The organism is Candidatus Poriferisodalis sp., assembly GCF_965215815.1.
Taxonomy (GTDB): domain Bacteria; phylum Actinomycetota; class Acidimicrobiia; order Acidimicrobiales; family Poriferisodalaceae; genus Poriferisodalis.
In genome coordinates this window covers 1,512,649-1,536,546 of sequence record NZ_CBDCEO010000012.1, presented here as the reverse complement: position 1 = coordinate 1,536,546, position 23,898 = coordinate 1,512,649, and the positions used below count along the sequence as shown (strand labels likewise).

20 protein-coding genes are annotated in these 23,898 nt (G+C 65.2%); 7 read left to right on the top strand and 13 right to left on the bottom strand.

Annotated elements, in window-relative coordinates; genetic code table 11:
• Positions 1-68: 68 nt before the first annotated feature.
• Together ACOOHB_RS08775 and ACOOHB_RS08770 are read left to right on the top strand one after the other, a co-directional pair.
• Positions 69-1,160, top strand: a complete 1,092-nt coding sequence (locus ACOOHB_RS08775) for a restriction endonuclease subunit S (RefSeq protein ID WP_420444406.1) — start codon at positions 69-71, stop codon at positions 1,158-1,160.
• Positions 1,153-4,062, top strand: coding sequence for a type I restriction endonuclease subunit R (locus ACOOHB_RS08770; protein ID WP_420444405.1), 2,910 nt, complete (start codon positions 1,153-1,155; stop codon positions 4,060-4,062). The genes ACOOHB_RS08775 and ACOOHB_RS08770 overlap by 8 nt, the downstream gene beginning before the upstream one ends.
• 28 nt (positions 4,063-4,090) lie before the next feature.
• On the opposite strand, the gene ACOOHB_RS08765 is transcribed toward ACOOHB_RS08770, so the two are convergent.
• The 4 genes from ACOOHB_RS08765 to ACOOHB_RS08750 form a co-directional block, all read right to left on the bottom strand.
• On the bottom strand, positions 4,091-4,312 hold the full coding sequence (locus ACOOHB_RS08765) for a DUF433 domain-containing protein (RefSeq protein ID WP_420444404.1): 222 nt from the start codon (positions 4,310-4,312) through the stop codon (positions 4,091-4,093).
• A 120-nt stretch (positions 4,313-4,432) separates the two neighbouring features.
• A complete protein-coding gene (dapA, locus tag ACOOHB_RS08760; protein ID WP_420444403.1) occupies positions 4,433-6,997 on the bottom strand; it encodes a 4-hydroxy-tetrahydrodipicolinate synthase in 2,565 nt (854 codons plus the stop codon).
• An 83-nt stretch (positions 6,998-7,080) separates the two neighbouring features.
• Positions 7,081-7,758 carry a transcriptional regulator gene (locus tag ACOOHB_RS08755; RefSeq protein ID WP_420444402.1) on the bottom strand — a complete coding sequence of 226 codons (678 nt, stop codon included), beginning with the start codon at positions 7,756-7,758 and terminating at the stop codon, positions 7,081-7,083.
• A gap of 7 nt (positions 7,759-7,765) precedes the next feature.
• A complete protein-coding gene (locus ACOOHB_RS08750; RefSeq protein WP_420444401.1) occupies positions 7,766-9,394 on the bottom strand; it encodes a long-chain fatty acid--CoA ligase in 1,629 nt (542 codons plus the stop codon).
• Between the two features lie 83 nt (positions 9,395-9,477).
• Here ACOOHB_RS08750 and ACOOHB_RS08745 point away from each other — a divergent pair, with 83 nt between their 5' ends.
• Both ACOOHB_RS08745 and ACOOHB_RS08740 read left to right on the top strand, forming a co-directional pair.
• Positions 9,478-10,245 carry a hypothetical protein gene (locus ACOOHB_RS08745; RefSeq protein WP_420444400.1) on the top strand — a complete coding sequence of 256 codons (768 nt, stop codon included), beginning with the start codon at positions 9,478-9,480 and terminating at the stop codon, positions 10,243-10,245.
• Positions 10,246-10,301: 56 nt separating this feature from the next.
• Positions 10,302-12,695 carry a DNA translocase FtsK 4TM domain-containing protein gene (locus ACOOHB_RS08740; protein ID WP_420444399.1) on the top strand — a complete coding sequence of 798 codons (2,394 nt, stop codon included), beginning with the start codon at positions 10,302-10,304 and terminating at the stop codon, positions 12,693-12,695.
• Positions 12,696-12,708: 13 nt separating this feature from the next.
• On the opposite strand, the gene ACOOHB_RS08735 is transcribed toward ACOOHB_RS08740, so the two are convergent.
• The gene (locus ACOOHB_RS08735) at positions 12,709-13,947 is read right to left on the bottom strand and encodes a cytochrome P450 (protein ID WP_420444398.1); all 1,239 of its coding nucleotides are present in this window, start codon (positions 13,945-13,947) and stop codon (positions 12,709-12,711) included.
• 113 nt (positions 13,948-14,060) lie between these two features.
• On the opposite strand from ACOOHB_RS08735, the gene ACOOHB_RS08730 reads away from it, so the two are divergent.
• The gene (locus ACOOHB_RS08730) at positions 14,061-14,996 is read left to right on the top strand and encodes an MBL fold metallo-hydrolase (RefSeq protein ID WP_420444397.1); all 936 of its coding nucleotides are present in this window, start codon (positions 14,061-14,063) and stop codon (positions 14,994-14,996) included.
• An 88-nt stretch (positions 14,997-15,084) separates the two neighbouring features.
• Here ACOOHB_RS08730 and ACOOHB_RS08725 read toward each other — a convergent pair whose 3' ends face one another.
• From ACOOHB_RS08725 to ACOOHB_RS08705, 5 genes are all read right to left on the bottom strand, one after another.
• The gene (locus ACOOHB_RS08725) at positions 15,085-16,008 is read right to left on the bottom strand and encodes an SMP-30/gluconolactonase/LRE family protein (RefSeq protein WP_420444396.1); all 924 of its coding nucleotides are present in this window, start codon (positions 16,006-16,008) and stop codon (positions 15,085-15,087) included.
• Between the two features lie 41 nt (positions 16,009-16,049).
• On the bottom strand, positions 16,050-16,448 hold the full coding sequence (locus ACOOHB_RS08720; RefSeq protein ID WP_420444395.1) for a type II toxin-antitoxin system VapC family toxin: 399 nt from the start codon (positions 16,446-16,448) through the stop codon (positions 16,050-16,052).
• Positions 16,445-16,708 carry a hypothetical protein gene (locus tag ACOOHB_RS08715; RefSeq protein WP_420444394.1) on the bottom strand — a complete coding sequence of 88 codons (264 nt, stop codon included), beginning with the start codon at positions 16,706-16,708 and terminating at the stop codon, positions 16,445-16,447. Before ACOOHB_RS08715 ends, ACOOHB_RS08720 begins: the two co-directional genes overlap by 4 nt.
• Before the next feature lie 90 nt (positions 16,709-16,798).
• Entirely contained in the window at positions 16,799-17,782 is a 984-nt protein-coding gene (locus ACOOHB_RS08710; protein ID WP_420444393.1) for a hypothetical protein, read from the bottom strand.
• A gap of 4 nt (positions 17,783-17,786) precedes the next feature.
• Positions 17,787-18,593, bottom strand: a complete 807-nt coding sequence (locus ACOOHB_RS08705) for an SDR family NAD(P)-dependent oxidoreductase (protein WP_420444392.1) — start codon at positions 18,591-18,593, stop codon at positions 17,787-17,789.
• A gap of 143 nt (positions 18,594-18,736) precedes the next feature.
• Here ACOOHB_RS08705 and ACOOHB_RS08700 point away from each other — a divergent pair, with 143 nt between their 5' ends.
• Together ACOOHB_RS08700 and ACOOHB_RS08695 are read left to right on the top strand one after the other, a co-directional pair.
• Positions 18,737-19,819: a DMT family transporter gene (locus ACOOHB_RS08700; RefSeq protein ID WP_420444391.1), complete on the top strand. Its 1,083-nt coding sequence runs from the start codon at positions 18,737-18,739 to the stop codon at positions 19,817-19,819.
• A 199-nt stretch (positions 19,820-20,018) separates the two neighbouring features.
• A complete protein-coding gene (locus ACOOHB_RS08695) occupies positions 20,019-20,855 on the top strand; it encodes a DUF6159 family protein (protein ID WP_420444390.1) in 837 nt (278 codons plus the stop codon).
• A gap of 4 nt (positions 20,856-20,859) precedes the next feature.
• Here the strand turns inward: ACOOHB_RS08695 and ACOOHB_RS08690 are convergent, their stop codons facing one another.
• The 3 genes from ACOOHB_RS08690 to ACOOHB_RS08680 form a co-directional block, all read right to left on the bottom strand.
• On the bottom strand, positions 20,860-21,696 hold the full coding sequence (locus ACOOHB_RS08690) for an LLM class F420-dependent oxidoreductase (protein ID WP_420444389.1): 837 nt from the start codon (positions 21,694-21,696) through the stop codon (positions 20,860-20,862).
• Positions 21,697-21,766: 70 nt separating this feature from the next.
• Complete coding sequence (locus tag ACOOHB_RS08685; RefSeq protein ID WP_420444388.1) at positions 21,767-22,990, bottom strand: aminotransferase class III-fold pyridoxal phosphate-dependent enzyme; 1,224 nt, start codon at positions 22,988-22,990, stop codon at positions 21,767-21,769.
• A 159-nt stretch (positions 22,991-23,149) separates the two neighbouring features.
• Complete coding sequence (locus ACOOHB_RS08680; RefSeq protein ID WP_420444387.1) at positions 23,150-23,833, bottom strand: nitroreductase family protein; 684 nt, start codon at positions 23,831-23,833, stop codon at positions 23,150-23,152.
• Positions 23,834-23,898: the final 65 nt, after the last annotated feature.

The window sequence follows — 23,898 nt, the reverse complement described above, 5'->3', positions numbered from 1 at the left end:
TCCAACAAGTCAAGGACAAGGTCGATCCCCAGACCGCGGGTCTCACGCGCTACGTCGCTGGCGCGCACATGGACACGGATGATCTGAGGCTCCAGCGTTGGGGCGACGTGGATGACGGCTACCTCGGGCCTGCGTTCCACATGCGGTTCAAGCCCGGACAGGTGCTCTATGGAAGTCGGCGTACGTACCTACGCAAGGTCGCCATAGCGGACTTCGAAGGGATTTGCGCGAACACCACATTCGTGCTGGAGCCCAGCAGCGCTGACTTGCTGCCCGAGTTCCTTCCGCAAGTCATGTCGACTGAGAGATTCCATGATCACTCGGTGCAACAGAGCAAGGGTTCGGTCAACCCGTACATCAACTTCAGGGATCTCACATGGTTCGAGTTCGCGCTACCGCCAGCGAAGCACCAATGGTCGATTGTCAAAGTGCTCGAATGTGCGCGTCAGGCTGCCCATGAAGCTGCGCAGGTCCGAACGGCACTGGAGTCACTCAAGGATGCACTGATCGACGACGCTACTTGGGACTCGTCCTGCGGGCGGTGGTCCGTACCTCTCGTTCGAGTTGGAGATCTACTTGATGGAACACCGCGAAACGGTCTGTCTCCGAAGGCCAGTTCAGAGCCCGATGGAGTTCGGTCCGTGACCCTCTCTGCCGTGCGGGATGGACGTTTCACCGCAGACGAAGACACCGAGAAGTGGTGCGAGCCGAGTTCAAAGGCGCCTGAGTTTCGCGTCGACGCAGGCGATGTGTTCATCGTTCGTGGAAACGGGAATCGGAGCCTCGTGGGGAGAGCGGGTCTAGCTCTAGTCAAACCGGAGCCGGCGTGTATCTACCCCGATCTCCTGATCCGACTCAGATTTGACGAGTTACGGATCGACCCATTCTTGGCTACGGCACTCTGGAACTTTAGGCGAGTGCACCGAAGACTTCTGGGTCGGGCGAAGTCTTCAAACGGGATCTACAAGGTGAACGGTAAGGATATTTCCTCACACGAGCTTCCCGTTCCCCCAGCCGCCGAAAGCAGGGCGCTTCTGACTCGCCTTCGGGCTATCGACGAGCTGCAAACACTGTGCAAGGTTCACGCAGTCGCCGCGGGCAAGCTGATGTCGGCGCTTCGCGAGAAGGTGCTACGCCCAGACGGAGTCCACGATGTTTGATGAAGCCAACACCGTCGAGGCGATGGTCCTCGATCGCATGACCAGGCTGGGTTGGACATACTTCGATGGCCCGTCGCTCGAGCGGTCCACATCCGAGGTCCTGCTCGAGTCCGCGCTCGAGGGTGCACTCGTCCGGCTGAACCCCGACATCGCCGCTCAGCCCGAACGTGCCGACGAGGTCATCTACAAGCTTCGAGCCGTAATCAGCGGCGTCCTCGGCGGCGGTCTCGTCGGAGCAAACGAGGAATTCATGTCCTGGGTGCGGGGTGAGCGCACCATGCCGTTCGGTCCGAACAACGAGCACGTCACAATCAAGCTGATCGATTTCGACCCGGCCGAGCTTGAGACGAACACATTCATCGTGTCCAACCAGGTCACGTTCAAGGCAGGGCCCGAGAAGCGGTTCGATGTTGTCGGTTTCGTCAACGGACTTCCACTGGTCCTAGGGGAGGCGAAGTCACCGGTGCGCATGGCGGTGACTTGGGTCGACGGCGCGGCCCAGGTTCACGACGACTACGAGGCAAACGCCCCCGCCTTCTTTGTCCCAAACGCGTTCTCGTTCGCTACCGACGGCAAGGAGTTCCGGTTCGGCTCGATCCGACTCCCCGTTCACCACTGGGCTCCATGGCGGCTTGAAGAGGAAGGCGGACAGGGCCTTCAGGAGGTCGACCGCGCCGTTTCGTCGATGCTGCGACCCGAAGTGGTGCTCGACATCGCCCAGAACTTCTCGGTGTTCGCCACAGATCGAAGCCATCGCAAGATCAAGATCATCTGCCGGTTTCAGCAGTACGAAGCGGCCAACAAGATTGTGCAGCGCGTCGTCGAAGGCAAGATCCGCAAGGGCCTGATCTGGCACTTCCAGGGCTCGGGCAAGAGCCTCCTCATGATCTTCGCCGCCAACAAGCTCCGGCGGCATGAACAGCTCGGTAACCCAGCGGTCGTGATCGTCGTTGACAGGATCGACCTCGACACGCAAATCACCGCCACATTCAACGCCGCTGACGTTTCCAACTTGGTCACGGCCAACAGCAGGCAGGAGCTGCACAACCTGCTCGCCCGTGACGCCCGCAAGGTCATCATCACCACGATCCACAAGTTCGCCGAGGCCGACGGCGTGCTGAACGAGCGAGACAACATCATCGTTCTGGTCGACGAGGCGCATCGAACGCAGGAAGGTGACCTTGGCCGGCAGATGAGGAACGCGTTGCCGAACGCGTTCCTCTTCGGCCTGACCGGTACCCCGATCAATACCCGAGACCGAAACACCTTCTACGCATTCGGGGCCGCCGAGGATCCGGGCGGGTATCTCGATCGCTACAGCTTTGAGGAATCGATTCGTGACGACGCCACCCTTCCGCTTCGCTTCGAGACGCGTTCGGTCGATCTCCGGATCGATCGTGCCGCACTCGATCAGGAGTTCGAGGAACTGACGCGCAACCTGAGCGATGAGGACCGAGCCGAGGTGTCGAAGCGAGCGGGCCGGTTCGCACTCCTGGTCAAGGCGCCGGCTCGGGTCGAGGCGGTGGTTGCCGACATCCGTGCGCATTTCCTCGAGCGAGTTGCCCCTGAAGGCTTCGGGGCGATGATCGTCACCGTGGATCAGGAGGCGTGCGTCCTCTACAAGGACGCGCTCGATGCACTCGCCGACGACGAGCTGCCTGCTGAGGTCAGCGACGTGGTCATGAACTTGGGCCAAGGTGCGCCGCAGGCCTGGCGGAACCGCTTCGGGCGGTCAAAGGACGAGGAAGCCGCGCTGCTGGACCGTTTCCGCGATCCGGCCGATCCCCTGAAGATCCTGATCGTCACCGCCAAGCTTCTTACCGGTTTCGATGCCCCCAACTTGCAGTGCATCTACCTCGACCGCTCGCTGCGGGATCACAACCTTCTGCAGGCGATCTGCCGAACAAACCGAGTGGCTCCAGGCAAGTCCCACGGGCTGATCGTCGACTACCTCGGACTGTTCGATGATGTTGCGCAGGCGCTCGCCTTCGACGAGGCATCGATCGACAAGGTCATCTCAAACATCGATGAGCTCAAGGAGGAGCTCGTACGAGCGATGCCGAAGTGCCTGCAGTGGTTCGAAGGCGTTGACCGCAGTGACTTCAGCTGGGAGGGCTTGCTGGCTGCACAGGAGTGCTTGCCTGACACGAACCGACGGGACCAGTTCGCCGAGGACTTCAGCGCGTTGTCCCAACTTTGGGAAGCGCTGTCGCCCGATCCGATGCTGGTTCCGATCGAGAACGACTACCGCTGGTTGGCGCAGGTCTACGACTCCCTCAAGCCCCCATCGGGGAACGGCAAGCTGCTCTGGCACGCACTTGGAGCGAAGACAATCGAGCTGATCCACAGGAACGTCTCCGTGCAGACCGTGCGGGACGATCTCGACACACTGGTGATGGACGCCGAAGTTATCGAAGAGCTTCTCGAGGACCCAGAGCGCAACACCGTCGAGGTGGAGATCAGGATCGCCGCCCGCCTACGACGACATGGCGACGGTCCCAAGTTCGTGGCGCTGTCGGAGCGGCTGGAGAGCCTCCGGCTGAAGCACGAGCAAGGACTGTTCGCCTCCGTCGAGTTCCTGAAGCAGCTGATCGACCTCGCCAAGGACGTGGTCCAAGCAGAGCGCGAAGAACCAGAGGAGCTCCAGGAGGACCAGGGGAAGGCCGCTCTCACGGAGCTGTTCGAAGAGGTGAAGAACACCGACACCCCGGTGATCGTCGACCGGGTTGTTGCCGACATTGACAGCATCGTGCGTCAGGTTCGATTCCCAGGATGGCAGCGGACCGAAGCCGGCGAGCGCGAAGTGAAGAAGGCGCTGCGAAGGAGCTTGCTCAAGTACAAGCTCCACACCGATCAAGATCTCTTTGACAGGGCGTACGCCTACATCGGGAAGTACTACTGACGCGACAGGTTCTGGTCGAAGAGGAGCTTCACGCAGGCGCGACGAGCCGGCGTTCACGGATGGCTGCAAATGCAAGCGCCGCCCGGATGTGCTGTTCGGTGAGTTCAGGGAAGTCGTCGACAATTTCCTCGCTCGACATGCCAGATGCCAAGTACTCGAGAACGTCGTACACGGTGATGCGAGTCCCGACAAAGCACGGCTTGCCGCTGCGCACGCCCGCACGAGTGTCGATCAGCGAGGAGGTATCCATCGACCTCCATCGTAGTGACAGCAATCTGGGTGCCTGAAGTCGATTTTCTTGACTGATACGCAACCACATCGGATTTGACCGATATTCGGAATGAGCGCGGCGGCAGCGATTTGCGCAGGCTCAGCCGAGCGCAATCACGGCCGCCGAGATGGATGGACGGCGTCTTGTTTGGTTGCCCACGAAACGTCCGGTGGCTCGGCGAACGCGACGTTCGATGCCGTCGGCGTCGTGTTTGGCGCCCTTGTTCTTGTTGGCACCATTCACAACCGTCGTCAGCTCTCCGACTAGCGCTTTGATGATGTCTGCGTGGGCTTCGGTGTCCAGCCAGCCGCTCGAGGCGACGGCGGGAGGTGCCGCGAGTCGTCCCTTGGCGTCGAGCACCACGGTGACGTGGACGAAGCCTGATGTGAGAGCCAAGCGCTCGCCGATGACCTCGGCGTCGGGATCGTCGAGCGCGCCATCCACGTAGTGATACGGAGCCGGGACACCTCGACCCACCGACAGGTTGCCGTCTCGCAGCACTACCTGCGCGCCGTCGGTCAGCGTCAGCGCCCGGTGGTCCCGCATGCCGACCTCGCGGGCAAGCTGGGCATGGCGGGCAAGCATGTGGTACTCGCCCTCGATGGGCACGAACCATCGCGGGCGGCACGCTTCGTGAAGCTGTCGCAGCTCGTCGCGCTGGGCGTGGCCGGAAGTGTGGACCAGCTCGTGGCCGTCGTGGATCACTTCGGCGCCGCGCTTCGCAAGGCTCGATACTGTCCGAAACACAGCGCGTTCATTGCCCGGAATGGCATGGCTGGACAGCACCACAGTGTCGTTCGGCCCGACGTGGATCTCCGGGTGCGTGCCCGCAGCGATCAACGAGAGCGCAGCGTTCGGCTCGCCCTGGCTGCCAGTGCACACGATGCATACCTGCGATGGATCGAAGCCGTCGAGCTGTTCAGCGCTGCGCAGCGCTGGCTCGGGAAGGTCCAGCACGCCCAGCTCGCGTGCGATGCGAACGTTGTTCACCATCGAGCGGCCCACCGGCACGACGAAGCGGCCCTCGTCGATTGCAGCATCGCAGATCTGCTGGACGCGGTGGAGATGGCTGGCGAAGCAGCTCACGATGAGCCGACGGTCGGAGCGCTCGGCGAAGAGCCGCCGCAGCGTGGTGCCGATCTCGGTCTCCGAGGCGCTGCTCCCCGGACGGTCGGCGTTGGTGGAGTCGGCCATCAGCAGAGCGATGCCCTCGTCACCCAGCTCTCGCAGCCGCGCCAAGTCGGTCAGACGACCGTCGACGGGAGCCTCGTCGATCTTGAAGTCCCCCGTGTGAACAAGAGCACCGGCGGGCGTGTGCAGCACGATGCACAGGCTCTGAGGGACCGAGTGCGTGATCGGCAGCGCCTCGACATCGAATGGGCCAATCCGCCGCCGCTCGCCGTCGCCCAAGACATGAAACGAGGTGCGGTCGCCCAGGCGTGCCTCGGTCACCTTGTGCTTGGCAAGCGCCATCGACAACGCCGAGCCGTACAGCGGGACCTCGATGTTGCGCAGGAAGTGGGGCACTCCGCCCAAGTGATCCTCATGTCCGTGCGTCACAACCAATCCGACAACGTCGCTGGCACGAGAGTTCAGCCAGTCCATGTCGGGCAGCACCTGCCGCACACCGGGCATCAGCGCTGGATCAGGAAACATGACGCCGAAGTCGATGACCAGCAGCTTGCCGTCGACCTCGACGACGGTGCAGTTGCGCCCGACGTCGCCGAGCCCGCCCAGGAATGTGACGGTGACGGGCCGGCTCTTGGCCCGGGCGGCGCTCAAGTCTCGCTTCAGTCGGGCGTAGACCTCGCGGGCGCGATCTTCGAGACCTTCGGGCGTCGGGCCCATCGGCAGGCGCGGCTCTCCGACCGGCAGGCCCAGCGTGCGCAGCATCGCCTTGGTCGGCACCGGGTTCGGCGCCGCGTCGCCCGTCTCGTAGTCGAAGCTCTCGAGCAGCGTGGCGTTGATCTCGCGGGCCTTGGTCGCGTCACCCGATTCCCAAGCGTCGAACATCGCCACGTGTTCGGGAACGGTCCAGTGTGCCGCAACGCTGATCACGCCCACTGCTCCGACGGCCAGCAGGGGCAGCGTGAGACTGTCGTCGCCGCTGTACACCTCGAAGCCCTCCGGTGCCTGCGCGATGACCGTGGCGGTCTCGCCGGGATTCCCCGCAGCGTCCTTGACCGCCACGATGTTGGGAATCCGCGCCAGATCCAGCAGCGTCGGGGTGTTGATCTTGCGCCCCGTGCGGACCGGAATGTCGTACATGATGATCGGCAGATCCGTGGAGTCGGCCACGGCAGCAAAGTGCGCTGCGATGCCTGCCTGCGACGGCCGGTTGTAGTACGGGGTCACCGCCAGGATGCCGTCGACGCCCAGCTCGGCGGCCTTGCGGGTCTGACTCACTGAATGCGCTGTGTCGTTGGTGGTGGTGCCGGCCACCACCGGGACCGTGACGGCTTCTGCGACGGCACGCCAGAGCTCCCAGTCCTCCTCGTCGGTGATGGTGGGTGCCTCACCGGTGGTGCCGGTAATGACGAGGCCCTCGGCGCCCTCCGATACAAGCCAGCGCGCCAACGTCACGCCAGCATCCACATCCAGCGAACCGTCTGCCGCGAATGGCGTCACCATCGCCGGAACCACTCGTCCGAATCGCGCGCTCATGGGTTCGAGACTACTGCCGAGGCGCTGCCGCAGCGGTACTGAGATCGGCGGCTTGCGGGCCGTGGGGGTGGCTCGGGTGGGAGCTAGACGCTGCCCTCGTCGGCCCGGTTGATGCCGAGCGTCGCCAGCAGATCTTCGTGCAGCTCGAACCACACCGTGTGATAGCTGGGGATCATCGGCTTGGTGAGGTAGTCCAGGTCGCCGGCCTGCAGCTTGCCCAGCGCTTCAGCGAATCGCAGCGCGTAGTTCTCATAGCGAGCCATCACTCTGCTGAGAGCTTCGAGCACTCCCGCCAGCTCGCCGTGCAGCGTTTCCAGCCGCTCGATGATCGCTGCGTCGTAGTCGGCGTCGCTGTGATCGTTGAGCCGCCCGCCGTCGCCGGGCCCCGCATCGGCCGCTGTCCGATGATCGGCTGGCCACAGCTGCCAGTCGGTGCACAGCTGCAGCATTTTGGGGTTCAGCGCCCCGAATTCCTGGTAGGCCGCAGTGACGGGCTCCCGAGCGGCGGCGGCATCCAGCTCGTCGGCCAACGCGGCTTCCCCCTCGTCACGACCGCTCGGCGTCAGGATGAACTTCGGAACGCCGCCGACCTCGCGAAACATGCAATGCCCGGACGCATCCAGTTCGGCAAGCAGCCACTCGGTCTCGTCGGGTTCAAGTCCGTGGATCGCGGCAACGTCATCGATCTCGCCGAGGCCCTTGAGGCGCAACGCCAGCCAGACCATCAGGCGCGGCTCGGAGCGGTATGGGGTGGCGCTCACGTCTGCCTCACTCCACGACGAGATCTGCGAAGCGGTCCCGCAGGGTCTTCTTGGAGAACTTGCCCGTCGAGGTCTTTGGAACCTCTTCAATGATCTGGGTGGCGCTGGGCAGCCACCACTTCGCCATCCGCGGCGTCAAGTACTCGATGAGCTCGTCGTGGGTGATCGTCTCGCCCTCAACCGGCACGACGCACGCCATCGGTCGCTCCATCCAGCGATCTGATGCCACCGCGACCACCGCGGCCTCGGCCACCTTGGGATGGCTCATGATCTCGTTCTCCACCTCGGCCGAGCTGATCCACTCGCCGCCTGACTTGATGAGATCCTTCGTGCGGTCCACGAGCCGGATGTAGCCGTTCGGATCGCAGGTGGCCACGTCGCCGGTGCGCAGCCAGCCATCGGCCGTGAATGAGTCGGTGGCGTCGGGCCGGTTGTAGTACGAGCCGGTCACGTAAGGGCCGCGCACATGCAGCTCACCGGACGATTCGCCGTCGTGGGGCAGCTCGTCGGTGGAGTCGGGTTCGCAGATGCGGAATTCCACGGTCGGCAGGATCGTCCCCACCGTCGTGCGCAGATCGGCCTTTGCATCGTCGTCGAGGTGTTCCTGGCCCGAGCGGATATGGGCAAGGGAACACAACGGACTGGTCTCGGTCATGCCCCACGCCTGCAGGATCGGCAGCCCGATTACGGCCCGGTACCCCTCCGACAGCGCCTTGGGCACTGCCGAGCCGCCGCACGGGATTGCGCGCAGGCTCGACACATCGCGCCCTTCGAGCTCGCCCAGCACGCCCATCCAGATCGTCGGCACACCGGCGGCGAGGGTGACCCGCTCGGTCTCGATGAGCTCGGCCAGCGGCTTGGGCGCCAGGTTCGGACCGGGATTGACCAGCTTGGCCCCCGCCGCGACCGCCGCATGGCTGAGACCCCAGGCGTTGGCGTGGAACATCGGCACAACCGGCATGATCACGTCGCGCTCGCAGACGCCAGCCGAATCGACCAGCATCGCGGCGAGCGTGTGGATATAGGTGGAGCGGTGGCTGTAGACCACGCCCTTGGGCTCGCCTGTGGTGCCGCTCGTGTAACACATCGACGCCGCCTGGCGTTCATCGGCGACCCGGAAGCCCGATGGGGTCGCAGCGGCGAGCAGCTCCTCGTAGTCGACGATGCGGGGATCGTCGGGAACTTCAGGAGCTGCGTCGCCACCGCCCGAGTCGTCCATGACGACCACATGGCGCACGGTCGTCATCTCGTCCACCAGCGGCCACAGGATCGGCAGCAGCGAACGGTCGGCGAAGACCACTTCGTCTTCGGCGTGGTTGGCGATGTAGGCGATCTGTTCGGCGAACAGCCGGATGTTCAGCGTGTGCAGCACCCGGCCCGAGCACGGCGCAGCGAAGTACAGCTCGAGGTGACGGTCGGTGTTCCATGCGAACGTCGCCACTCGGCCCTCGGCGGAGATGCCGAGGTCGTCGAGTGCGCCGCCGAGGCGCCGGGTCCGTTCTGCCCAGCGCCCGTAGTTGGTGCGCTCGATGCCGGTAGCGGTTGCGGTCACGATCTCCTTGTCCGCGAACAGCGTCTCGGCGCGTTCAACGAAAGGGTCCAAGGTGAGCGGCTGGTCCATCATCGTCGAGTCCATGACGCCGCAGGCTAGAGGGCGAAACCAAGGGCCTTCCGGGCATGCCGGTGCGGTCTCGGCGCGGGTGCGTAGCCTCGGCCGAGGTGGATGACGACGGCCGGGACGATCCAACGACAGCCGATGCCGTCGACGCCGAGGGGGCATCGCCAGACGATGAGATCTCTGACGCGGATCGGCGGCGGATGCAGCTGCTGGCAGCAGTGCCCGTGGGCTTCGCCTTGGCGGCCTACGCCGGACAGATCTTCTTTGCTGCCCTCATTGCGCGGGCGCCGCTGCTGCTCCTGTCGCTGAACGCGACCGACCCGATCCTGCTCGGCGTGGCTCACCAAGCCCCACTGTGGGCATTCATGGCCATCGGGGTGATCCGCCTGTTCATCACCGACCCGTTCCTGTACCGACTGGGTTATGACTACGGCCCGAATGCCAAGGCCTATCTGGCCGCCGAACTGGGTCCCCGCAATCGCATCATCAGGGCTATGGACTGGCTGGAGCGCTGGTTTCCCCGTGTGGGCTGGCTGCTGCTGTTCGCCATTCCTGGTTACCCGATGTGCTTGCTGTCGGGAATTACGCGGATGCGCCAGCTGCCGTTCGTGGTGGTGAATCTGGCCGGCACGGTCACTCGCCTGGCACTTGTGTGGTGGGTTGCAGATCTGTTCTCGGGGCCGCTCGGCACGGTCATCGACTTCGTCAATCGTTATTCGATCCCATTTACCGTCGTGATGTTCGTGCTGGTTGTGGTGCAGACCGCCCGTAACCAGCACCGAGCCGCGAACGCCGAGCGCGCTCGAATCAGGCGTGAGCACGAAGCGGCCGAGCAACGCCGCATCGACGCTGGGCCACAAGACTGCTGAGCGGTCGCCTCGGTGGGTCTCCATAGGTTCAGCTCCGTCTCGGTACTCTCGCAGAGGTGAGTGTGAAGGGCACCGCCGGGGCCGAAGGCTCGAAGGATTCGTCGAAGTCTTCGACGCGGAGTGATTCTCGCAGCGCGTTGTCCCGGGTAGTCCGCAATGCCCTCAGCGGCCGGTCTCGCGAGATCGTGGCGCTGTCGCTGTTCGCACTCGCCGTGATCTGCGCGCTGGGTCTGCTCGGCGACCGAGCGGGCGTTGTGGGCCGACTCCTCGAGAGCGCGCTCTCCGTGCTGCTCGGTGTGTTCCGCTATGCGGTGCCGATCCTGCTGATCTGGATCGGGGTGGCACTCGCACGCATGACCGGCTCAGAGCGCAGCGGCCGTGTTGCGTTCGGGTTGAGCTTGCTGACGGTCGCGTTCGCCGCAGCGGCCCACCTGTCGGGGTCTGCGGACGGCTTCGGACCCGAACTCGAGGATTTGCGCAGCAGCGGGGGAGTGCTGGGCGCTGTCGTGGCCGAGCCGCTTCGACGTCTCATCGAAGACCCCGCGACGTGGGCCGTGCTGCTGCTGGTGATGCTGTTCGCCGTCATGATCGTCGGCAACGTCGGCCTCGGTCAGGTCCTGCGTTGGATGTGGACCGGCGTCGCTGCGCTCGGCCGGACGCTGAGCGGCTTCGTGTCGAAAGGCGCCCGGAGCCTGCAGCGTGTGGGCACCGATCCCGAGCCGCCCTCATTCGATGCGCAGCAGTACGACTTGGACGCGCCCGATGGCGATCTGCTGCCCGCAGGCGAGCTGCCGGATTCGGAGGGGGGCCCGGTTCCAGGTCTGGATCCGAGCGCCTCCGAGCCTCACGACGCATCCTTCGAGCCGTCGCCGCCTTCCTTTATCGAGCCTCCCGGCGGAGACGTCGTACCCCCACCCGTACCGGCTGCGCGCGCGGCACCGCGGGGTACGGGCGCCGGAGGCCAGCGTCCGCGCTGGAAGCTGCCCAAGCAGTCGGTGCTCAAGCGCAGCGGCACCCAGCAGTTCGACCGGGCGCAGCTGTCCGCAGGAGCCGCAGCGCTGGTGGCCGCGCTCGCGAGCCATGGCGTGGAAACGCAGGTGACCGGCTGGGAGCCGGGCCCCACGGTCACGCGTTACGAGCTCAAACTGGGCCCGGGCGTGAAAGTGTCCCGCGTCACTGCCCTGCACAAGGACATCGCGTATGCCATGGCGGCCGCGGATGTCCGCATCCTGGCGCCGATCCCCGGCCGTTCAGCGATCGGCATCGAGGTGCCAAACTCCGACCGCCACCTCGTCGCGCTGGGCGACATCCTGTCTTCCAAGGCGGCGGCCGAGGCGATGCACCCGCTCGAAGTGGCAATGGGCAAGGACATCTCGGGGCGCGAGGTGATGCTCAACCTGGCCACGATGCCCCACGTGCTGATTGCGGGCGCTACCGGCTCGGGCAAGTCGTCGTGCATCAACTCGATCATTAGCTCGCTGTTGATGCGGTCCACCCCCGACCAAGTGCGGATGATCCTCGTCGACCCCAAGCGGGTCGAGCTGGGTCAGTACGACGGCCTGCCCCACCTGCTGACCGCAGTGGTGACCGAGCCGCGTAAGGCAGCGAACGCCCTGGCATGGGCCGTCAGGGAAATGGAGCGCCGCTACGACGTGCTGTCCGAAGCGGGCTTCCGTGACATCACCGGCTACAACGCAGCCGTGCTCGACGGAGCGCTGCACAGCGATGAGAGCGAGCTGCTCGGCCAAGAACAGCAACACGAATCAATGCCGTTCATCGTCGTGGTCGTCGACGAGCTGAACGACCTGATGATGGTGGCGGCCCGCGACGTCGAAGACTCCATCACCCGTCTGGCTCAGATGGCCCGAGCCGTCGGCGTCCACCTGGTCGTCGCAACGCAGCGCCCGAGCGTGAACGTCATTACCGGCGTGATCAAAGCAAACATTCCCAGCCGGCTGGCCTTTGCCGTGTCGAGCCTGGCCGACAGCCGGGTCATCCTGGATCAGCCGGGCGCCGAGCGTTTGGTGGGCCAAGGAGACATGCTGCTGCTGTCCGCCAACTCAAGCACTCCGCGCCGCATTCAGGGCAGCTGGGTGAGCGAGTCGGAGGTTGCCCACGTGGTGGCCCATTGGCGCCGACAGGCACCCGAGGCCAGCTATGTCGAAGGCGTCGAGGGCACCGAAGCGTCAGCGGGTGCGGCAGGACTTCCGGGCGGCACCACAGGCGACGCCGACGACGACGAATTGTTGCGGCAGGCGATGGTCATCGTGGTGGAGACCCAACTCGGCTCTACCTCCATGCTGCAGCGCAAGCTGAAGATCGGCTTCGCCCGCGCCGGCCGGATCATGGACCTGCTCGAGCAGCGGGGCGTTGTGGGTCCCTCGCATGGCTCCAAGGCCCGTGACGTGATGATGACGCCCGAGGAACTGTCTGACGCTCTCGGCGAGTGAGGCGCCCTGAAGCTCAGATGCCGACGCGGATCTGCAGGTTTCGGGGACCGCGTACCTGAACGCCGCCCCATTCCACGCCGCCGCGGCCGACATCGGTCGCGAGTTCGAACTTGGGGAACCGGGCCAGCCACTCCTCGATGGCGACCTTGAGCTCCATGCGCGCCAGATTTGAGCCCAAGCAACGGTGAATGCCCAGCCCGAAGGCGAAGTGCCGATTCTCTGCCCGGTCGATGATGACCTCGTCGGGACGGTCAAACTTCGACGGATCGCGATTGCCGGCACCGAACGGCAGCAGCACCTTGTCGCCGTGAGCGACCGGGCATCCGCCGACCTGTGCATCGTCGGTGGCAGTGAACCGGGCCATCGTCACCGGCGCGTAGGCCCGCAGGAACTCCTCGATGGCGGTGGGAATGAGCTCGGGTTCGGCCACCAGCCGTTCGCGGTCCTCAGGGTGCATGGCCAGGTGCATCAAGCTGGCCGAGATCGAGCTCCACGTGGTGTCGATGCCCGCCAGCAGCAGCAGGAAGCTGGCGCCGGTGATGTGGTGGTTGGCCAGCGGGTCGCCGTTTGGCAGCCGCATGTCGAGCAGCTTTGACGGCAGATCGTCTGCCCGTTCCTGCCTCCGCTGGTCGGTGAGCTCGCCGAAGTACTGGAGCACTTCACGTGTGGCGTTTGCTCGCCGGTCGAACTCGTCGCCCTTGGACTGCAGCACGTCGACGGCCCAGCGGGTGAAGTCCGGCTCGTCGGACTCGGGCAGGCCCAGGATGCGGGCGATGACCCGGACCGGAATGTGCTTGGAGTAGGTGTCGGCCGCGTCAGTGACACCGGAACGTCCTTGGTCCACCCCGGTTTCGGCGACGATGGCATCGATGCGCTCGCGAGCAATGCTGCGGGTGACCTCCACCATCTCGTCGACGGCCGTGGGCCCGAAGAACGGCAGCAGCAGCCGTCGGGCGTCGGTATGGAACGGCGGGTCCGAGGTGATCGGCGGGGCGGTGAGCAGCCCGACGCCTTCGGGCGTCGGCGCCACGGCGATGTCACGGGAGCTGAAGTTCTCGGTGTCGTAGGCGACTGAGGCGATGTCGTCCCAAGTGGTGGGCATCCAGTGCCCACCGTTGTGGCTGCTGTGAGCGACCGGGCACTGCGGGCGCAGATCGTCCCAGACGTCGGCAGCGCCTTGGATGTACTCGTCGCTGTAGACGTCGAAGTCCCGCTCTACCGAAGAGCTGTCGATGTCGGCGGTCGTGCTCATGGCGGCTCCCTTGAGTCCCTGCGGGCGCGATCCGAGGCGCTCCCCAGCGTAGGCGACGGGTCCTACGCTGCGCCGTAGTAGCGGAGCCTGTTCGCCGGATCCGAGGAGGTCACATGTCGGGACATGCAGCAGTCGAGGCAGCGCAGCTGAGCGAGGTGGCACCGGGTGTGTACAGCTACGTGCAGCCTGACGGCACCTGGTTCATCAACAACATGGGGTTCGTGGTGGGGTCCCGCAGCGTCGTGTCCATCGACGCCACCTCCACAGAGCGCCGCACTCGCGCCTACCTCGATGCCATTGCGTCGGTGACCCCCAACCCGGTGACGATCCTGGTCAACACGCACCATCACGCCGATCACACCCACGGCAACTACCTGTTCGCTGACGCCACGGTGGTGTCGCACACGGCATGCCGCGAGGTGATGGTGGCGGCAGGGATACCCGACTACAGCGCAGTGTTTCCTGGCGTGGACTGGGGGGACCTGAGCTTCCGGGCGCCCGACGTGACCTTTGAGGGCTCGACGGTGCTGCACCTCGACGACCGGCGTATCGAGCTGTCGGACCTGGGCTTCGTGGCGCACACCAACGGCGACATCCTGGCGTGGCTGCCCGATTGCCGGACGTTGTTCTGCGGCGACCTGATCTTCCACGGGGGCACGCCGTTCGCCCTGTTCGGCTCGGTTTCAGGGACGCTGGACGCTCTCGATGTCATTGAGGGCTACGGCGCCGAGGTGATCGTGCCGGGTCACGGTCCACACTTCGGCGGCGGCGACATTGAGCGGGTTCTCGGTGAGCAGCGCTCGTACCTGCGCTTCGTGCAGGACTGCGCGGCAGAGGGGATCGCAGCCGAACGCTCACCGCTGGAGCAGGCACAAGCAAGCGACCTCGGTCCACATGCCCGCTACACCGATCCCGAACGGCTGGCCGGCAATCTCCATGTCGCCTACCGAGAAGCCGCCCCCGACAGCTACGAATTCCCCGGCGTCGAACGGGCGATCATGGACATGGTCGCCTACAACGGCGGCGCCATGCCCCGCTGTCTGGCATAAGAGCCGCCGCCGGCAGGAGGCGACCCATCAGACACGTCGCCTACAACGGCGGCGCCATGCCCCGCTGCCTGGCCTGAGGATCGCTCTTCTAGAAGGGGAGCTTGAGGCCGGGGCGGGGCCAGTCGCCGACGGCAAGTCGCCCGCTGCCTGACAGGGTGACGTACGCGGTCCGCATGTCGTCGCCGCCGAAGCAGATGTTGGTGGTGGCCGCGTCGTCGGTGGGAGCGAACTCGAGTTCTTCGCCGTCGCGCGTGAACGTGCTAATGCCACCCGTGAGAATCGTCGCAACGCTCACGTTGCCGTCTGCATCCATCGCCAGCGAGTCGAAGTACTTGCGACCTTCGGGCCGCGCCAGGAACCAACCTCGTGAGGGCACGCCAGCGGCCACCTTGCCCGGCCCCTCGAGGTCGAAGGCGAACATGGCGCCCTGGAAGGTCTCAGCCACGTACACGCGGTCTTCCTCGGGTGAGATGCCGACGCCGTTGGGTCCGTCCATCGGGAAGGCGATTTCCTCGATGTGGCTGCCGTCGGCCTTGGCGTAGTACAGGCCGCCACGGTCTCGGTCTCGGGCGCGGGTCTTGCCGTGATCGGTGAACCAGAAGCCGCCAGTGGAGTCGAACATGATGTCGTTCGGGCCCTTGAGGGAGACGCCGTTCACGTCGGCGTAGAGGATGTCCACTTTGCCGGTCTCGAGATCGATCCGCTCGATCCGTCCGGTGGTGTAGTCCTTCGCCGATTCGCCGGGGACGGTGCGGCCGCGCACCGTGATCCACTCGAAGCCGCCGTTGTTGCACACGTAAAGTGCTCCGTCGGGACCAAGCGCTGCACCGTTCGGCCCCCCGCCGGGAGTGGCCAGGAAGTCCTTGCGGCCATCGGACACGTCGACGCGGGTGATCGTGCCACGCCCGATCTCGACGACGGCCACCGAGCCGTCGGGCAGCACTACCGGTCCTTCAGGGAAGATCAGGCCGTCGGTGATGGTCTCGAAATGATCAGGTCCGAAGAAGCTCATGGCCGCCGACGCTACTGCGCGGCACTGGGTCGGCGAAGGGCTCAGCTCACCGAGATCGGCACCCAGACAAGCCCGTCGATGTACTCGAAGTGCCGATCTGCTGAGACAAGGTCTGCGCCGGTCTCCATTGCGTGTGCGGCAATCCACACGTCGTTCGTCGGGATGGGGCGGCCCTTGGCCTTCAAGGCTGCGGCGATTCGCGAATAGCGGTCGGCGGTTGTTTGACCCACCTCGACAAGTGTCGAATAGGGGCTCTCGAGAAAGGAGCGCAGATCCGCGGCATTCCGCTCGAAACGCGATCCCGCCCGGAAGCCATACATCAATTCGCCAACCACAATGGCGGAGAACAGCAACTCCTCGGCATTTCGCACCAGCTCCGCAGCGCGTTCGTGTCCTCGCATGAGCAGCGAGTACGCGTTGGAGTCCAGGAGGAGCCTCACGCCCAGGAGGCCTCGTCGACGGTCTCGAAATCCGCGAGCGCCAGGTCGATCTCGTCGGCTTCAGCCGGCGTCCAGCTACCGATCAGGTGGTCTAGCGATGTGCCGACCGTGTGGGCTCGTTCTGCGCCCTCAGACAGACCCGCTCCTTTTCGGAGCAATCTCAGCGCAGCCTTGTTCAACGACACGCCCTCGCGTTGCGCGAGACGACGCATTGCAGCTTCGAGGTCGTCTTCAAATCCGCGGACGGTGAGTTGGTCCATTGCGCACCTCCGTCACGACTCAGACATGACTCTATATGCAGCATAAACCGAGTCACAACATTTGCACTGTAGAGACCGCGTCTCGGACGGTCAGGGCAGTGCGTCTCGCCAGGGGCTGGCGTCGATTCCGAGGTAGCGCCGTTCGAGGGCGTCCACCAACTCGGGGGTCCAGTACGGGTGGCCGGGCAGCGGGGCGCCGAACAGCGCCAGTTCTTCGGGCGTGCAGGTGGCGGCGAACTTGGACCATGGCGGCGCCGTCGAGACCGGTTGCACGTTGTCGTAGCCCATCCAGTCGGCACCTGCCGGCTTGAATGAGGCGCTCATGAGGAATCGGCTGCCGCCGGGTCGCGTCAGGTCGACACCTCGGTGCCACACGTCGGGACGGTAGGCCAGGTACGAGCCCCGGCCACCGGCGGCGGAGAACCGCTCGCCCTCGGGTGGCCCGTCGTAGGGTCGTGACGTGTCGGCTGGGCCTCCCGCGATCTCGGTCGGCGCCACCTCAGGCTCGACATCGCTGAGGTACAAGAACCCCTCCAGGTTCCACCAGCCGGGCTCGAGGCGGTCGGGCACGACGTTGTGGTTCCGGTCTTGGTGGAAGGGCTGCTCGTAGTTGGTGACGCCGGTGTACTTGCCCCAGATACGAGCCTGGTAGATGCGGATGTCGTCGATGCCCATCGCCAGTCGAGTGAACGCCGTGACGTTGGGATGGACCTGCAGCCGGTTCAGCCGCGGCGACGTGTAGGGGAACAGGATGTGGCCCAGGAATTGGTTGGGCCGGAAGGCGGCTCCCTCAGCGTCGGCCTTGGGGAACTTGTGCCCTTGGTTGAAGCTGCTGCCGACAAAGCGGTCTCGCACAGCGGGGTCGTCGGCGTGGAACTCATCGGGGTGCGGGTACAGGTCCCACAGTTCCTCCACCGCATGATCGATGTCCGCGGTCGGCACGAGTGCGTCCACGAGCACCCAACCGTGCTCTTGCCAGTGCTGCGCCGCTGCTTCGAGGTCGGCAATGCCGACGCTCGTGGCGTCGGCATCAGTGCGATTGCCGACGCCAGCCGTGGTGTCAGCCGCGCTCACGGCCTCAGCCGGCTCCTTGCGCGTCGTCGACGGTGATGCAGGTGCCCGACACGAAGTCCGACAGCGGCGACACCAGGTACAGCAGCGTCGAGTCGAGCTGCGAAGCCTTGCCGAGGCGCCGACGCGGGAACATCTTGGTGATGTCACCCATGCGTTCGAGCATCCCGTCCATCATCTCGCTCTCGAACGCGCCCGGGGCAATGGCGTTGACGTTCACGTTGTAGCGGGCGAATTCCTGCGCCAGCACTTCGGTCATGCGCACGACAGCACTCTTGGTGATCGCGTACATCGAGGTCCCGATCGGTGCTCTGAAGGCGGCTCCCGAGGAGATGTTGACGATCCGGCCCGGCAGCTCAGCCGCGATCAATCGCCGGGTGACCTCACAGGACAGGTGGAACAGCGACGTGAGGTTTGTAGCGATCATCTCGTCCACAAACGCCGGGTCCATCTTGAGCGCCAGGCGGGCATCGGGCTTGCCGGCGTTGTTCACGAGGATCTGCACCGGACCCAGCTGTTCTTCGGCGGTGGCGACAGCCCCGAACAACGCCTCAGTGTCGGTGACATCGAGCGGCATCGGCAGCACTGTTGCGCCGTCGGCCTCCAACTCGGCTGCCAATGCGTTCAGCCGCTCGACGCGCCGGCCGCAGATGACCACGCTGGCACCGCACGCAGCAAGCACAGTGGCGAAGCGCCTGCCCAACCCTGAAGTAGTGCCCGTGACGAACGCCGTCTGGCCACTGAGATCCGCCGACCACTGCGGTGCAATGCTCCCCGCCGTCCCCGGGCCTTCAGTGTTGGCGTCGTCGTTCATGGTTGCCTCCTCGGCTGCGGGCCGGGCGGCCCCAGACCGCTCATGGGCTCAGCAACGCAGCGTATTGGGCCGTTGCGACGTGGCTCACGGACGGGGCCGACGAATCTGGGTCCGGATTGCTCAGCGGCCCTAGCCTCACTCTGGTGAGGGGTGTGGGCCGGCCGGCTGCGGTACGTGGCAGTGCGCCCGCCATTCCTTCGGCCGAGGCCGGCGCTGTCTTCGTCGTAGCGCCAGCCATCGGTCGAGCGGGCGGCATCGAGGTACCTCTCAACGGTGCCGTAGCCCCGGCGCAGCGCCCGTCTGCCGAGGACCCTGCAGCGGTCAGAGCGGTCGGAGGCGCATTGCCGCTGCTCATCATGGGTCTCGTGGTCGTCTCGTGGGGGATGGGACCACCGATCTCGAAGCTGCTGAGTGCTCCACCGTTGGTCAGCGCCGTCATCCGCTTCGGCATGTCGACGCCGTTCCTGCTGGCAGTGCTGGCGCTTCGCGGCCGCTGGCTGTCTCGGCGGGTGTTCTGGCAGACCGCCCTGCCGGGTCTGTCCTTCGGCATCAACATGGTCTTCGTCTTCGCCGCAGTGCAAGTGGTCACCATCTCGGTGATGTCGGTGATGATGGCCTTGCAGCCAGCCATGCTGCTCGCGCTCGTGGGGCCTCTGTTCGGCGACCGCGTCAGCTTCCGCCAGATTGTGCTCACGCTGCTCGGCGTGGCCGGCGCCGTGGGTGTGATCGCCGGCGCGGGCGGTGAATTCCGTGCAAGCGCATTCGGACTGTTTCTGACCGCTATGTCGGTCCTGACGTTCACCGTCTATTTCGTCCTGACACGTCTGGCGCGCTCGTCCAGCGCTGTTGACCCGATGGAGTGGATGGCTGGCATCAATTTCTGGTCGTTGGCTGCTGCAGTCCCGCCCACGCTGTTGTGGGTCACCCCGGCGGGTTGGCGTGAGTTCGGCGGCTACGACTGGCTCTGGATCGTTCTCGTGGCGTTCATCACCGGGGTATTCGGCCACGTCCTGATGACGTGGTGCCACGGGCACCTTGAGGTCGCCCGCTCGTCGCTGTACGTGCTCGCCATGCACATCGTGGCAGTGGGCATGGCGTGGATGATCCATGGCGAGTCGGTGACGCTGACCCAGTTCGCAGGCGCCGCCGTCGTGCTGGTCTCGGTGGCGATGGTGATACGCACGCCAGCGTCCGCGCGACGAGAAACCGCGGCGGCGAGTCGCTGAGAGCGGCCCGGCGTCGGTGCGACGCGAGGCCGAACGGGCAGAACCTGTCCGCTCACCGTTTCAACGGGCCGACGGAGCGGCACTGTCCGAAGGCGACCCTTGGTGTCACAGGGCGTCTGTACGCTCAAGTCGGACCGGGCTCGCCGCGGCGATCGGAGAGCCTGAACTCTCGACTCGCCGACGTTAAAGGAGCATCCCGATGGGCCGAATGGCGAATACCTGGCGACTGACGAAGACCTCGTGGTCATTGCTGAAGCAGGACCGGGAACTGCTGTGGCTGCCAGTCCTCAGCATGCTCGCGATTCTCGCCCTCGTTGCTGCGGCCTGCGTAGTGGGCTTCGTCGTCGGCGATGTCGAGGAAGGCAGCGTCAGCGGCAGCATGGCGGTACTCGGCTTCCTGTTTGTCGTGGCTGCAACAGCCATCGGCGTCTTCTTCGAAGGGGCGCTTGTGGCGGGCGCCTATGACCGGATGTCGGGTGGAGACCCCACAGTGCGCAGCGCCATGGGTCGGGCTGCGATGCACCTGCCGAGCCTGTTTGGCTGGGCTGTCATCACTGCCACCGTCGGCATCCTGATTCGAATGCTCCGAGAGCGCCTAGGAGCGCTCGGAAGCATCCTCACGTGGTTCGCCGAGGCAGCCTGGGCCATTGCCACCTATCTCGTCGTTCCCGCCATCATCGTCGATGATGAAGGGCCGATCTCCGGCATCAAACGGTCGGGCGGTCTGGTTCGACAGACCTGGGGCGAGAACCTGATCTCTCAAGCGGGATTCGGCCTGCTCGGCTTCGTGCTGATGCTCCCCGCGGTCATCGTCGGCGTGCTGATTGGTCTGATCGTTCCGGGCGCTGTCGGCGTCGTCGTCGGTACAGCCGTCGGCCTTGCGGGTGTCGTGACGGTGATGGTCGTAGTAGGTGCGCTGGGCATCTATTTCAAGACGGCGCTCTACGTATATGCCACCGACGGCCAGGTGCTCGGCGGCTACGACGCCGACCAGATGCGCGACTCGTTCCGCATGAAGGGCAGGGGCCGGCGCTAGGCGCTCAGCTGCGAAGGCCGTGGTCGCTGGCGAAGGCAGCGAGGCCCTCGCTGATCACTCCGATGTCGCCGGTGTTCCACGAGATCACCAGCTCGGTTACGCCGACGGCTGCGTACTCGGCTGCCCGCTCTGGCGTCAGTGCATCGGCGCCGAGGCGGACCGATATCTCTGCAGGAATTCCTGGTCGTCCGGCGGCATCCGCAGCTTCTCGAATGGTCGGCAGTCGCTTGGCCACACTCTCGGGCGACAGCATCATCGGATGCCAGCCATCTCCCAGCCGGCCAACGCGTCGCAATGCCGGCGGGCGGTTGCCGCCGATGAGGATCGGCGGGCGGGGTTGTTGCAGCGGCTTCGGCGAGCTGACGACGCCTTGAAATGAGTAGTACTGCCCCTCGAAATCGGCGCTGGACTGGGTCCACAGCAGATCCAGCACCTCGATGAACTCGTTGCTGAGCGCACCGCGGTCGTCGTAGCCCACGCCGAGCAGCGCGTTCTCTTCGGGCAGGCTGCCAACGCCCAGTCCAACGACGAGACGGCCGCCGCTCAACCGGTCCAGCGTTGCGAGCTCCTTGGCCAGCACCATCGGGTGCAGGTACGGCATCACCAGCACGCTGGTGCCGAGACGGACCCGCTGAGTGCGTGAAGCAATCCACGTCAGCGTCACCAGCGCATCGTGGTAGGGCCGCTCGCCGAGGCGGCCCCACACGTAGCCCACATTGAGCACGTGGTGGTTCACCCACACCGAGTCAAAGCCGAGTTGCTCGGCCTCAACGGCCAAGCCGACCACCTCGGCAGGGTCGTCAACCCCGAAGTTGTTGGGCACCGTGAAGCCGTATTTCATGCGCGTTCCTTCCAGGCCATCGGGTGGGCAGTCACCGGAATAGTTCCGGATCGGTTAGGCGACTCCGACCTCAGTTGAGCGCGGCGAACGCCGCGTCGGCGATGTCGCAGGTGCGATCGACGTCTTCGTCGCTGTGCGCGAGCGACACGAAGTTGTTGTGGTAGCTGAGCAGGAAGGCGCCCCGCTGCAGGCACTCGGAGATCCAGCGGGCGTGAAAGCGCGAGCCGCCGTCTCCGATGATGCGCAGATACGGCATGGCCGGAATGCCGGTAACCCGCAGGTCGTGGCCGTGCGCCGCTGCCACGTCCGCCAGGCCCTTGCCGAACCGTTCGCCGATCTCGGTGATGGCGGTAGCGGCATCTGCGGCCTCGAGTTCTTCGAGCGTCGCCAGCGCGGCTGCCATGGGCGCCGCGTTGAAGAACTGCGTGCCCGTGAAGAAGGTGTCCCCAGCGGCCTGCTTGAACGCGTCGCTGCCCGCCAGCGCAGCGATCGGATGGCCGTTGCCGAGCGCCTTGCCGAAACACATGAGGTCGGGGGTGAAGCCGTAGGCGGCATGCGAGCCAGCCAGGTCGATCCGGAATCCGGAACGGACGTCGTCGACGATGATCGCAACGCCGGCCGCTCGGCAGGCCTGCTCGACGTCGGCCCAGTAGCCATCGTCAGGCAGTGCGTTGTCGGCGAAAACCGGGTGGTGGTACGGCGACGAGATGAAGCAGGCGATGTCGTCACGGTGCTCTGCGATCGCGGCTCGGATCGCGGCAGCGTCGTTCCACGGCACTTCGATGACGAACGCCTGGTCCTCGGCGATCGTGCCGGTGTTGCCAGGGGTTTGCATCCACGGCGCAGATCCGTGGTAGCCGCCCTGGATCTTCAGGATTCGCTTACGGCCTGTGGCGGCACGGGCGACCATCACCGCCAACCCCGTCGAGTCAGCGCCGTTCTTGCCGAACAGTGCCCAATCTGCACCATCGACCATGTCGACGAGCCGTTCGGCAAGGTCGACGAGCACGGGTGCGGCGATGCTGACTGTGTTGCCCTGTGCCATCTGCCGGACGGCCGCCTGCTCAACCTTCGGATGGTTGTAACCCAAAATCATGGGCCCATAGGCGCACATCCAGTCGATGTAGGTATTGCCGTCGACGTCAGTGAAGTGGGCTCCGTTGCTCGAGGAGAAGAACACCGGCCCGGCACCCTGCGCCGCAGGCCCGTAATGCCCGTACACGCCCTTCGGTATCACCGCCTGCGCACGTTCGTACAGCGCTCGAGATGTCGGAGTCGCCAGTGGTTCGCTCATGACTTACCCCCTGTGAACACGGTGAGAGCCTGACATACCGGATTCCGGAACGCAGCCGCCGCAACAGGTTGTTGATCCGGGTTCAGCCGCTCGTATAGGTGGCGTCGAGGCGTCGGCGTCCACATCACACCTTGACCATTACGTTGCCAGAAGACCAGTTCAGCTCGTCCAGGCCTGACCGAACATGTCGCGGTAGGCCATGTCGGCCGGCGGCAGTCGAGTTATCGGGCCGTTGCCCTTGCCGACCGGGTACCCGATCGGCACCATCGCGACCGTGGCCCATCCGTCGGGTATACCCAGCAACGACTTCACCTCGTCCTCGCGGAAACAGTGCAGCGTCGTGAGGGTGCAACCCAGCCCCTCGGCCGCGCACGCCAGCATCAGGTTCTGCACTGCCGGGTACACCGAGCCGCCGCCGACCATGCTGATCCGATCCAACTTGGCGTCGGTGATCGCCATCATCTTTGGGTTGGCGCAGAACAGCAGGATCGCTGGGGCCTCATGCAGATGATCGGCGAGGTAGTCGCCCGCAGCTATGACCCGCTTCCACTTGGCGATTTCGTCGGAGGGGAGGCCTTCGAGCCGCTTCATGAATCCGCCGGTGTACTTCGCCCACTCTGGCCCGTAAACGTCGGACAATCCTTGTTTGACGGCCGGGTCGGTAGCGACGACCACTCGCCATGGTTGCTGGTTGCCGCCAGTCGGGGCCCAGCACGCCGCCTGCAGAACCCGTTCAAGGACATCGGGGGGAATCGGGTCGGTGCGAAGACGGCGCACGGCCCGCAGCGTGCTCATCGTCCGATAGAGATCAGCTGAAGCTGTCTGCGCTGATGCGGCTGACATGGTCACCGTCCTTTGAGGTGTGGTCTACGTAGTTTGGCAAGCCAGAATCGAACGGCGAGACGTCG

What these genes read in the sequence shown, in the direction of transcription:
- ACOOHB_RS08730 (WP_420444397.1), top strand. Translation starts at nt 14,061, where the DNA reads ATGTCGGGACATGCAGCAGTCGAGGCAGCGCAGCTGAGCGAGGTGGCA.
- ACOOHB_RS08680 (WP_420444387.1), bottom strand. Translation starts at nt 23,833, where the DNA reads ATGTCAGCCGCATCAGCGCAGACAGCTTCAGCTGATCTCTATCGGACG.
- ACOOHB_RS08765 (WP_420444404.1), bottom strand. Translation starts at nt 4,312, where the DNA reads ATGGATACCTCCTCGCTGATCGACACTCGTGCGGGCGTGCGCAGCGGC.
- ACOOHB_RS08705 (WP_420444392.1), bottom strand. Translation starts at nt 18,593, where the DNA reads ATGAACGACGACGCCAACACTGAAGGCCCGGGGACGGCGGGGAGCATT.
- ACOOHB_RS08690 (WP_420444389.1), bottom strand. Translation starts at nt 21,696, where the DNA reads ATGAAATACGGCTTCACGGTGCCCAACAACTTCGGGGTTGACGACCCT.
- ACOOHB_RS08685 (WP_420444388.1), bottom strand. Translation starts at nt 22,990, where the DNA reads ATGAGCGAACCACTGGCGACTCCGACATCTCGAGCGCTGTACGAACGT.
- ACOOHB_RS08735 (WP_420444398.1), bottom strand. Translation starts at nt 13,947, where the DNA reads ATGAGCACGACCGCCGACATCGACAGCTCTTCGGTAGAGCGGGACTTC.
- ACOOHB_RS08725 (WP_420444396.1), bottom strand. Translation starts at nt 16,008, where the DNA reads ATGAGCTTCTTCGGACCTGATCATTTCGAGACCATCACCGACGGCCTG.
- dapA (WP_420444403.1), bottom strand. Translation starts at nt 6,997, where the DNA reads ATGAGCGCGCGATTCGGACGAGTGGTTCCGGCGATGGTGACGCCATTC.
- ACOOHB_RS08715 (WP_420444394.1), bottom strand. Translation starts at nt 16,708, where the DNA reads ATGGACCAACTCACCGTCCGCGGATTTGAAGACGACCTCGAAGCTGCA.
- ACOOHB_RS08695 (WP_420444390.1), top strand. Translation starts at nt 20,019, where the DNA reads ATGGGCCGAATGGCGAATACCTGGCGACTGACGAAGACCTCGTGGTCA.
- ACOOHB_RS08750 (WP_420444401.1), bottom strand. Translation starts at nt 9,394, where the DNA reads ATGGACTCGACGATGATGGACCAGCCGCTCACCTTGGACCCTTTCGTT.
- ACOOHB_RS08775 (WP_420444406.1), top strand. Translation starts at nt 69, where the DNA reads ATGGACACGGATGATCTGAGGCTCCAGCGTTGGGGCGACGTGGATGAC.
- ACOOHB_RS08770 (WP_420444405.1), top strand. Translation starts at nt 1,153, where the DNA reads ATGTTTGATGAAGCCAACACCGTCGAGGCGATGGTCCTCGATCGCATG.